The 7588-nt window shown below is 55.9% G+C and carries 8 protein-coding genes; 3 read left to right on the plus strand and 5 right to left on the minus strand.

Annotated elements, in window-relative coordinates:
* The 5 genes from Q7T64_RS06425 to Q7T64_RS06445 all read right to left on the minus strand — a co-directional run.
* Positions 1 to 703 (minus strand): multicopper oxidase domain-containing protein (locus tag Q7T64_RS06425; protein WP_304793027.1); only part of this gene is annotated, 703 nt, incomplete at its 3' end.
* 14 nt (positions 704 to 717) lie between these two features.
* A complete protein-coding gene (locus Q7T64_RS06430) occupies positions 718 to 2151 on the minus strand; it encodes a TolC family protein (protein ID WP_304793030.1) in 1434 nt (477 codons plus the stop codon).
* 2 nt (positions 2152 to 2153) lie between these two features.
* The gene (locus Q7T64_RS06435; protein WP_304793033.1) at positions 2154 to 2519 is read right to left on the minus strand and encodes a hypothetical protein; all 366 of its coding nucleotides are present in this window, start codon (positions 2517 to 2519) and stop codon (positions 2154 to 2156) included.
* 570 nt (positions 2520 to 3089) lie between these two features.
* Positions 3090 to 3509, minus strand: coding sequence for a hypothetical protein (locus Q7T64_RS06440; protein WP_304793036.1), 420 nt, complete (start codon positions 3507 to 3509; stop codon positions 3090 to 3092).
* An 86-nt stretch (positions 3510 to 3595) separates the two neighbouring features.
* Positions 3596 to 4276, minus strand: coding sequence for a DUF305 domain-containing protein (locus Q7T64_RS06445; protein WP_304793041.1), 681 nt, complete (start codon positions 4274 to 4276; stop codon positions 3596 to 3598).
* Positions 4277 to 4405: 129 nt separating this feature from the next.
* Between Q7T64_RS06445 and Q7T64_RS06450 the strand changes: the two genes are divergently transcribed.
* The 3 genes from Q7T64_RS06450 to Q7T64_RS06460 all read left to right on the plus strand — a co-directional run bounded on the left by Q7T64_RS06450 (position 4406) and on the right by Q7T64_RS06460 (position 7468).
* Positions 4406 to 5080: a heavy metal response regulator transcription factor gene (locus tag Q7T64_RS06450; RefSeq protein ID WP_304793044.1), complete on the plus strand. Its 675-nt coding sequence runs from the start codon at positions 4406 to 4408 to the stop codon at positions 5078 to 5080.
* On the plus strand, positions 5055 to 6515 hold the full coding sequence (locus Q7T64_RS06455) for a heavy metal sensor histidine kinase (protein ID WP_304793047.1): 1461 nt from the start codon (positions 5055 to 5057) through the stop codon (positions 6513 to 6515). Before Q7T64_RS06450 ends, Q7T64_RS06455 begins: the two co-directional genes overlap by 26 nt.
* A gap of 554 nt (positions 6516 to 7069) precedes the next feature.
* Positions 7070 to 7468: a hypothetical protein gene (locus tag Q7T64_RS06460; protein WP_304793050.1), complete on the plus strand. Its 399-nt coding sequence runs from the start codon at positions 7070 to 7072 to the stop codon at positions 7466 to 7468.
* Positions 7469 to 7588 lie beyond the last annotated feature (120 nt).

The raw sequence follows: 7588 nt of genomic DNA on the forward strand, positions 1-7588 counted from the left end.
GGCTGTTGAAGGCGAACAGATTGAAGTCGAGCATCGTGCTCGTTTTCGGCGTGGCTGCACCCGGCTCAATGTCGAAGTTATTTAACAGGAACACAAAGTCGCGATCGACCTTCATGGAGTTAATATTTTTCGGATGCGTAACCCAAAAGCCCATCATGCCCATTGCCATCTGCACCATCTCGTCGGCGTGCGGGTGATACATGAAGGTGCCGGGACGCTTCGCGACAAATTCGTAGACGAAGGTTTTACCGGCTGGGATGCCTGGTTGGGTCAATCCGGTGACCCCATCCATGCCGTTCGGCAGCCGCTGTCCATGCCAATGGATGCTGGTGTGTTCCGGCAGCTTGTTGGTGACGAAGATCCGTACCCGGTCGCCCTCGACGACTTCAATCGTCGGTCCCGGCGACTGTCCGTTGTAACCCCACAGATGGGCTTTCATGCCGGGGGCGAGTTCGCGCACCACTGGCTCGGCGATCAAATGAAACTCCTTGACGCCATCGTTCATGCGCCATGGCAGCGACCAGCCATTCAGCGTCACCACCGGGTTGTACGGACGCCCGTTGGTTGGCATTAGCGGCGGCTGCGTGGTGGCGTCGCTCATTAATGGCGCTTCGGGAAGCGATGCGGCGCCGACCCTGCTGACAAGACCGGCACCGACTGCAATTGCACCGGCACCCTTGAAAAAATCTCTGCGTGAAACCATTGTCATTCCTTTCGTTAATGTCCTGCGCCGGCTACCGCCGCCGCCGCGCTACCGCGCATTTGCGTCACTGCGCCGCCGCTGCCATTGATGGCTGCCTGTAAATCGGTTTCGGCCAGCCAGTAATCCCGTTGCGCCTCGATCGCGGTATTGACGCTGTTGACCTGGGCGCGTGAATCGGCAAGCAACTCGAAGACACCGATCAGCATGCCGTTATAGCGAAGGAGCATTTCATCCGATATTTTTTTCCGCAGCGGCATGATTTCATCGCGATAGTGCTTGGCTACGTCGTAGGCGGTGCGATATGCTGAGTAAGCGCCGCGCACTTCCGAGCGTGCGCGAATCGCGACGTCGGCAGTGCGGTGCACCGACTGCATATAGATGGCTTCGGCTTTGGCGGTACGGGAGCGGCCCCAGTCAAAAATAGGCAGCTCTAGCTCCACCTCATAGCCGTTGGCACGCGGACTGCCGGTTTCACTCATGTTGGCGTAACCGGCATGTAGCACATTGATAAAGCCGGTTGCTCTGGACAGTCCCAGTGCGCTTGCAGTCGCTTGCGCATTACGTTGTGCCATCTGGACATCGAGCCGCTGTTGCATTGCTTGCGACTCGACGTCGGTGACTTTTTTGGCTGCCTTGGGTAGTTCAGGCAAACGCTCCGGCAACGTGAATGCCGTCTTGTCTTCCCACAGGCCCAGCATGCGGGTCAGTTGTTCGCGCGCGGCCCTAACGTTATGGCGCGCGCGTGCGACCTGTGCCATGGCGTCGGCATAGAACACCTGTTCACGCGCCTGATCCAGCTTGCTCCAGTTGCCCACTTTTGCCATGCGCCGGCCCAATTCGGCCCCGGCTTCAGCGGAGGCAGCGACTTGCTCCATATACTGGGCGGTTTGCGAAACTGCGATGGCGTTGAAGTACGCGCGCCGCGTATCTGCGGCCACACGCACCGCTTCTATGGCCGCCTGCAGCTTGGCTTGCTCGAACCGGCCCTGTTCGATATTGCTGCGAATCGGAATGGTCAGCAGTCCGATAAGATCAAACATGATGCTGCGCTCGATTTCCACATCGTCGCCGCGGCGCATCCGGGCAAACGAAAAGCTTGGATTGCCCATTCGGCCGGCCCGCACCAGATCTGCTTCAGCGATTCCCAGGTCAGCCAGCGATGCCTGCAAGCCGCGGTTATTCATCAGCGCAATTTGTACTGACGAATCCGCGGTCAATGGCTTGCTTAGAATCTGCGCAACTGAGGTGTCAATATCGGATTTGTTGGCGTCGGTCGTTGCTTGACGAACCGATTGACCGGTCCGTTCCTTGGTGATGGCCGAGACAGAGTCGAGTCCGCCATCACTGGAAAAGGTGGCGCAGCCCGTCAAGACGAGCGCGGATGCGGCCAGAACGACGGGCCGCAATCGCCATTGGCGCGGGAATGCGCGAGGTAATGGGAAGGACATCGTTATTTTCCTTTGTTGTTCTGGTCCATGCCGTGGTCGGCGTGACCGGCAGGCAACGTCTTGGCTTTCGGTGCAACCTGTGGAATGTCGGCCTGAGGCGACGGTGACGCGTCGCCAGGAGCGCCCTTGAGATGGCCCGCATGGCCGCCCAAGCTCGCCATTTCATCATTGGCCGCACGCCAGACGCTTTTCGGCGCTTCGCCGTCCTCCGGCATCGACCGGTAGCCGCTGAGGGCAGACTCGTAGGCGAACGACGCGCTTTCCACGGCCGGGTTGGACGGGTCCATTGGACGTGTATTTTCTTGAGCCGCAACAGCGACAGGCGCCACGACCAGCATGGCGATTGCCGTCCAGCGTATAAGTGACATGATTTCCTTCAGTCGAGTGAGCGCAGTGAAATGCGGAGCGCCAAGAATGTGTTTGACCGTTTTGATGGAATGCTCCTAATGATCCATTTACAACAAGAGCATAGCCAAGGGCTCGCAACCGTTACATGGCAGCTTCATTACGGTTTTGTAATCTTGGGAAGATCGCTATCGTTGGCGCTTTTGTGACTTTGTTGTTTCATCGAAATTGCTCCTATTTTCTCGATCCGTGTGCAAGACGCTTGGGGTGGATAGACAAAATGTTAGAGAACGAGAACGGCAAAGCGCAAATTTCACGACAAGTGTGAAAACTTCGTAATGAGCCGGTAATCTTCCTGTCATTTAGCAAATGCTAGCGTTCCGGTGAGGCGATTTTTCACCGGAGGATACGTTGGAGCTGTCCGTAATCTGGATCCTGGCTTTATTTCTGCCCCACCATTCTCTTGCAGAAGCAGTGTGCGCCATTACCCCATGGGAGCAAAGGCAAACTGCCGGTGAGAAGCACTCCCACGGGACTAATGCCGGTAAATGTTTGCGGTCAACTCCGCCGGCGCACATGGAGACCCACTTGATTCAATCTGGCGAGTCCAAGCCGGGTTTGGAAGGGCGAATCCCGAAGTAGGCAGGCTGTGACTGCGCTGGCTTCTCTTCGGCTAATGAAGCAAATTGAGACTCAACGGTTTGCTCGCCGACGAGAACATGGTGTCGGTCGCTCCGGTAAAATCCGGCGAACTGGTCTAGGAATTCACAAGGCCGGCATGCTCCATCCAACATCTTGCGCATCGTCTCCGCATGTTCTTTCAATTCATCGAAAGATCCCAGTACCGCAATATGAACAACACTATGCGCTTCAACCCGGGCAACATCCCGGCAAAGCGCGGAGAGACGGTCAACGGTGCGCCCGGCCCGGTCTCCGGCGACCTGCCGGCACACCAATCGAGCTGTGTTGTTGGCTGCGGCCGCGATCCGGATGGGCATGATCGGCATCAGCATGTGCGACACCGGTGAGTGCGACAAAGGCAGCTAAGGAGAATTTGTTGCCGAGTGGTGCAAGTGACGATCGCTCAGCACGTTAAGCTTCAGCTACGCTGGCCGCGAATCCCGCCGGGCAGGAAGTCGCAGATGCTGAACATCTTACAAAGCATCTGTCGCATGTCATTGATCTGGTTCTTTTGCGTCACGACGACATTCTCACAGGTACGTCGCAGATCGTCGTGCGCCAGGTCCGATTTGACCAGGCAATCCACGCTGGGCGCCAGGATTGAATAATGATGGCTGCTAAACACTTCAAGAAATGCTTGGTTAAAGGCGGTCCCAGTGGGGGCTTGCTCGAGGATATGAATTCCCTGTTGTCCTTCAGGAGTCAAGCTGGGCTGATGATCGTTTCCATACCAGTCGCGCATCCGCTTTTGCGCTTTGGCGATCTCTTCCCGCTGCGCGCGATTTGCTTGCCTCGCCATGCTGCGTATTTGACCGTCGGTAGCTTTCGCCGGACTAGCAGTTGCGCCTGGCGTGGGCGCGGTCCCTTCTTGCGGATTATTGACCGCGGGGTCGCGCTGAGTGTCGGTACCAGCGGCCAGTTCGGTCATTCTGAGAGCGGAGAAATGATGGTCAATCACTTGTGCCAGGTAATCGCGTTCGAACTGCGCGGTCAGTCCGCGTCCTGGTCCGTCGGCCAATGCTGCAGTCGATTGGGAAGCCGCAAGGCCTACTGCAATGACGAAGGCGACAGTGCGTGAAGACTTCTTACTTGGTAGCATGGTGATCTCCTTATGAAAAGAGTGTCGTAAAAAGGACGGATACCCCAATTGATTAGAAACGGCCGCTGGCAAGAAGCAAAAATTGCACCAACGAGCGTACTGGGAAGCCGATTGAGGAACACACACTAGATGCGAATACTGATCGTTGAAGACGAACCCAAGACAGGAAACTATTTGGTAAAGGGATTGCGTGAGGCGGGTTTTGTTGCTGACCTTGCTGCTAACGGTGAGGACGGCTTGCATCTGGCGCTCGAGCACCAGTACGATTTGGTGGTGCTCGATGTGATGCTTCCTCTGCTCGATGGTTGGACGGTTTTGCGCAGATTAAGGGAGCGCAAGAACGTGCCGGTGTTGTTCCTCACCGCACGAGACGAGGTGAATGATCGTGTCAAAGGCTTGGAGCTGGGTGCGGACGATTACCTGGTAAAGCCGTTCGCATTTGCTGAGCTGCTCGCTCGAATCAGGACCTTGCTGCGTCGTGGGGCTGTGAGGGAAAGCGAGATGATTCAGATTGCCGATCTTGAGATCAATATTCTCAAGCGCCGAGTGACACGGGGCGGTACTCGGATCGATCTGACACCCAAGGAGTTTTCCCTGCTGCATCTGCTTGCAAGTCGTCCCGCAGAAGTGCTTTCGCGGTCGCTGATTGCTTCCCAAGTATGGGACATGAATTTTGATTCAGATACAAATGTAGTTGATGTGGCAGTTCGACGGCTGCGGGCAAAAGTAGACGAACCCTTTAGCCTGCGTCTCATCCACACGGTGCGAGGTATGGGCTATGTACTGGAAGACCGCGGCGGGTAAACCGGCCGTACTATCCCTGACGCTGAGGCTGGCAGGCCTATTTGCAGCGGTTGCAGCTGCCACATTCTCCCTGGTCGGCGCCTATTTGTACCAGGCACTGGATACGGAACTCCGCCGGAGGGACGCGCACGAGATAGCGGGCAAGGTTGAATTGGTTAGGCATCTCTTGAGCGAGTATTCATCGCTTGCCAGCCTTGAAAAATCGCCTCGCGATTTACAGGACGCGCTGATTGGACACCGCAGCCTTGTGCTCCAACTGGAGACTATGGAGGGACGGCCGTTCTTTACTTTCGGCAGACCGTCGCGCCCCTTACCGCCGGTCCCGCTGGTGGAAAGCGGACGCGAAGTCGCTGACCAAGATATTCGCGAATGGACGCCGGAAAAAGGGAAGGGCTTGATTGTGGGGGCTATAGGAAAGATCGCCGCTCCGGCGGAGACCAATGTACGCATCCTTGTGGCGGTCGAGGATTCTGATAGGTCTGCACTTCTCGATCGCTACGGACTGACGATCCTTTTGGGGATGCTGCTCGGATCAGCACTTGCTGCCGCCTTGGGCTATGGGGTAGTCAGATACGGTTTGCGTCCCTTGGATCTCGTTATTGAAAAGACAAACAGTATTACTACCCGGCAGTTGTATGCGAGGCTCAATACGGAGGGCGCCCCGCTCGAGCTGCATGCTGTCATCGCCGCTTTCAATGCAATGCTTGATCGACTACAGGAAGGGGTGGACCGTCTGTCCCGCTTCTCAGCTGACCTTGCCCACGACCTCAGAACTCCCCTCAATACGTTGATGATGCAGACTCAGGTGGCACTGTCCCGGATACGTGACGCAGAGGAGTACGAACGCCTGCTCGCCTCTAACCTCGAAGAATATGAACAGCTATCTAAGCTGATCGAGAACACCTTGTTCCTCGCCAGGGCTGAGAACGCACAGCTCGCCATTCGACGTGAAAACCTGGTTCTGAGAGATGAGCTGGCCCGCGTGCACGACTATTTCTCTATTCTGGCAGAAGAGGGTAACGTGCGTTTGATTGTAGGAGCAAGCTCGGGTGAGGTCTTCGCTGATCCAATGCTTTTTCAGCGAGCTCTGAACAACCTCGTGTCCAACGCCGTCGCTCATACGCCAGCCGGTGGTGAGGTCGAAATATCTGCCCACCAGCGCGCGGAAGGTTGCGAAATCGAAGTCAGGAACACCGGCGCAAGGATTAGTGCCGACCATCTCGAGCGCATCTTCGACCGCTTCTATCGCGCCGACCCGTCGCGCTCCAGTACGACTGCATCCACCGGTCTGGGGCTTTCCATCGTGCGAGCGATCATGGCCGTGCATTCGGGAACAGCCTGTGCCCAAAGTGAAGGTGGAGAGGGCGCTAGATTCCGATTGTTCTTTCCGAAGAGCATAGAGGGGGTGGGAAGAATTCGCGCATTGGCTCTCTAAATCCACATCGCTCCAGCGCATAGGCCTGCTTGCGGGCGGAATGCGGCGGAGGCGTCAGAATTTTTGTGTTCAAGGCGCGGCAGAGACTTTTCCCGGGCGCCGCGCGCCGCCAAGTGAATAAGGCAAGAGCGTGCGGCGCGGTGGCGGAGTCGCCACTCTCGTCGTGCAAGCTGTTCACGCGGGACAACGAGAATCCAAACCGGCTATAACCCGCTGAAAAGGTGCCACCTCATTGGCACGAAATCATGAATCTCCTAGTTATGCGAAACTGCTCCCGTCACTGCACTCTTTACCGGTGCTTGCGGATTCGGTCTTACCGGAACACAAGTCGCACAAAATGCGCTTAATGATGCCGTAAGTCCAACTAGCCGCAATGATCTCGAGTCATCTAAACACGAAATAGCGCCATCGGCACAGCGTAATTTTTTGACGGCGGGTCTAACCATTAGTTTGATCGTGATTTCAATATTGTAATCTTGCTGTCAGCTTCCTGACAGTCTGTTCGAATCATGCTATGTGCAGTACTCGCTCTGATAGCAAGTTCTTCCAGGCTTATGAAATTTACCCGCCCATCACGTTTTATTTCAGTGAGTATCATGCTGTTCAGCCTACTGTTTATGCAGTTTGCTGTGGCGGCATACTCCTGCCCAAACCTCATGAAAGCCCAAGTCTCGGTGAGTGCAACCTCGCCGCACGTGGCACAGCCTGATATGTCCGGTTGTGCCAGTGAAGAAACTGTGCAACTTAACTTGTGCCACGCACATGATCGAAGCGGTAGCCAGTCGCTGGACAAGCCCGTTGCGCCTATTGTTCAGCCGTTTATTCCGCTCTCGCTTGTTATAGATGCCGTTCCAGATATTGCCATTCCAACTGACAACTCGCGGCAATCTCTCCTGTTAACGCGGACGACCGCGCCAACATTGTCGATTCAGCACTGCTGCTTCCGTATTTAACCTTCTAAATGCTTAATTTGCCATCGGTGCGAATTTCGCGCACTCGGTGTGCTCGCTAATGCACCCTGGAGGTTTTATGTCATTGTCGCTCTCTGCGCACTCACGTGCGCTTCCGGTTCG

It is taken from the genome of Lacisediminimonas sp. (assembly GCF_030645335.1).
Classification (GTDB): Bacteria; Pseudomonadota; Gammaproteobacteria; order Burkholderiales; family Burkholderiaceae_D; genus Lacisediminimonas.

What these genes read in the sequence shown, in the direction of transcription:
- Q7T64_RS06455 (WP_304793047.1), top strand. Translation starts at nt 5,055, where the DNA reads ATGTACTGGAAGACCGCGGCGGGTAAACCGGCCGTACTATCCCTGACG.
- Q7T64_RS06440 (WP_304793036.1), bottom strand. Translation starts at nt 3,509, where the DNA reads ATGCTGATGCCGATCATGCCCATCCGGATCGCGGCCGCAGCCAACAAC.
- Q7T64_RS06435 (WP_304793033.1), bottom strand. Translation starts at nt 2,519, where the DNA reads ATGTCACTTATACGCTGGACGGCAATCGCCATGCTGGTCGTGGCGCCT.
- Q7T64_RS06445 (WP_304793041.1), bottom strand. Translation starts at nt 4,276, where the DNA reads ATGCTACCAAGTAAGAAGTCTTCACGCACTGTCGCCTTCGTCATTGCA.
- Q7T64_RS06430 (WP_304793030.1), bottom strand. Translation starts at nt 2,151, where the DNA reads ATGTCCTTCCCATTACCTCGCGCATTCCCGCGCCAATGGCGATTGCGG.
- Q7T64_RS06450 (WP_304793044.1), top strand. Translation starts at nt 4,406, where the DNA reads ATGCGAATACTGATCGTTGAAGACGAACCCAAGACAGGAAACTATTTG.
- Q7T64_RS06460 (WP_304793050.1), top strand. Translation starts at nt 7,070, where the DNA reads ATGAAATTTACCCGCCCATCACGTTTTATTTCAGTGAGTATCATGCTG.